Below are 2,255 nucleotides of genomic sequence, written 5' to 3' on the forward strand. Positions count from 1 at the left end.
CGCAGCGCCACCCGCTGTCGAGGCGCCGGCCCTGCCCGGAGGCCGCGGCCTGACCGTGGTGGTCAACCCCGGCGCCGGCGCCGACGGCCCGGACGGCGCCGTCGAACAGCTGCGCGCCCTGCTGCCCGAGGCCGACCTGCGGGTGGCCGGTCCCGACGACGACCTCGCCGCGCTGATGGACCGCGCCGCCGCCGACGCCGCCCGCGCCGGCGGAGCCCTCGGGGTCTGCGGCGGCGACGGCACCGTCAACCTCGCCGCCACCGTCGCCGCCCGCGCGGAGCTGCCGCTCGCGGTCTTCCCCGGCGGCACCCTCAACCACTTCGCCGCCGACCTCGGCAGCCCCGACCTGCGCTCCACCGCCGAGGCCGTCGAGGCCGGCAGCGCGGCCGGCGTCGACCTCGGCCGGGTCACCGGCGGCCACGGCGAGCACGGGGACCACGACACCGACCGGTCCTTCCTCAACACCTTCAGCATCGGGATCTACCCGGACCTGGTCCGGGTCCGCGAGGCCCACGAGAAGCGGCTCGGCAAGTGGCCCGCGCTCGGTCTCGCCCTGGTCCGGGTGCTGCGCACCGCCGAACCGATGCACCTCAGCGTCTCCGGGGTGCCCCGGCAGCTGTGGCTGCTGTTCGCCGGCAACGGCCCGTACCAGCCGCGCGGCTTCGCCCCCACCCACCGCAGCAGCCTCCAGGACGGCCGGCTCGACATCCGCGCCGTCGACGGCAGCACGCCGTTCGCCCGCACCCGGCTGGTCGGCGCCTTCCTGCTCGGTACCCTGGGCACCTCGCGGGTCTACCGCGAAGTACGGCTGAAGGCCCTCGACCTGACGGACCTCCGCGGGGTCGGCCACTTCTCCGTCGACGGCGAGGTGGTCCCCGCCCCGGACCGCCTGCTGCTGCACAAGTCGCCGCGGGCGCTGACCGTCTACCGCCCCGAGCACCCGTCGGTGCCGTGACGGGCCCGCGCCGGAGTTGAGCCCCGATGCCCGAGGGCGACACGGTCTACCGCGTCTGCGCCGACCTGCACGCCGCGCTGGCCGGCCACCTGCTGACCAGAGCCGACCTGCGGGTGCCCGCGCACGCCACCGCCGACCTCACCGGCCGCCGGGTACTCGAGGTGGTCCCGCGCGGCAAGCACCTGCTCACCAGGATCGACGGCGGCCTCACCCTCCACACCCACCTGCGGATGGACGGCCGCTGGGCGGTCTACCGGGCGGGTGAACGCTGGAGCGGCGGTCCGGCGTTCCAGATCCGCGCCGTCCTCGGCACCGAGCAGCACACCGCCGTCGGCTACCGGCTGCCCGTCGTCGAACTGCTGCGCACCGCCGACGAGCAGCGCGCCGTCGGGCACCTCGGCCCCGACCTGCTCGGTCCCGACTGGGACGCCGCCGAGGCCCGCCGCCGCCTCCTCGCCCGGCCCGAGCGGCCGATCGGCGAGGCCCTCCTGGACCAGCAGAACCTGGCCGGCATCGGCAACGTGTACGCCAACGAACTCTGCTTCCTCGCGGGCGTCACCCCCTGGACCCCCGTCGGCTCGCTGCCCGCCCTCGACCGCCTGCTCGCCCGCGCCCGCCAACTCCTGGACGCCAACAAGCTCCGGCCCGGCCACATCACCACCGGCGAGACCAGGCCCGGACGACAGCACTGGGTGTACGGCCGGGCCCGCCGCCCCTGTTCCCGCTGCGGAACCCCGCTGCGCACCGCCACCCACGCCCAGGACCGTCCCGCCACCTGGTGCCCGCACTGCCAGCGCGGCCCGGTGGGGTGACGCCGTCACCTCGGCGGCGGACGAAATCCCACGTCACAGCGGCATTTCTGACAGTGTGTCGACAAATCGTGATGTCGTGATTGTGATCTTCGCCCGATAGGTCGAGCAAAGATCATGCAAAGCTTCGTGCTCGGTGGAACCGGCCACGACGGCCACCCCCCGGCCACCCATAGGGTCTCCTTGGCATTCGCCCGTCTGTGCGGATTGTCGGTATCTGTTGATCCATCATGGGGAGTTTTTCGTGGGGGCTTGGCGAGCACGAACGCCAATCGGTAGATGGTTGTGGGGGCGTCATCGATGGCTGGGTATGGCCAGCCTGCTGGCGTTGTTGATGTCGCTGCTGGCGGCGCCGTCGGCGGAGGCGCTGGCGGCGAAGCGCCCGCACGGGAAGGTGTGGTCGCCGTCCTCGGCGGTGAACGCGGGTCAGAAGCCGGTCAAGGGGAAGAATCTGACGCCGGCCAAGGCGAAGGCGCCGGCGTATCCGGTGC

Annotated in this window: 3 protein-coding genes; all 3 read left to right on the forward strand. The window is 73.7% G+C overall.

The genetic code is table 11. The features are described 5' to 3' along the window. Nucleotides 1-955: diacylglycerol kinase family protein (locus AA75_RS52340; protein ID WP_033822347.1), on the forward strand; the 955-nt coding region annotated here is incomplete at its 5' end. Nucleotides 956-981: 26 nt separating this feature from the next. After that, nucleotides 982-1,767, forward strand: a complete 786-nt coding sequence (locus AA75_RS24330; protein WP_033822348.1) for a DNA-formamidopyrimidine glycosylase family protein — start codon at nt 982-984, stop codon at nt 1,765-1,767. A 307-nt stretch (nt 1,768-2,074) separates the two neighbouring features. Continuing rightward, nucleotides 2,075-2,255: hypothetical protein (locus AA75_RS24335; protein ID WP_033822349.1), on the forward strand; the 181-nt coding region annotated here is incomplete at its 3' end.

This window comes from Kitasatospora sp. MBT63, assembly GCF_000710465.2.
Classification (GTDB): domain Bacteria; phylum Actinomycetota; class Actinomycetes; order Streptomycetales; family Streptomycetaceae; genus Kitasatospora.

Bases quoted from the DNA above. Each gene is read 5' to 3' on its own strand.
- AA75_RS24330 (WP_033822348.1), top strand. From the start codon at position 982: ATGCCCGAGGGCGACACGGTCTACCGCGTCTGCGCCGACCTGCACGCC.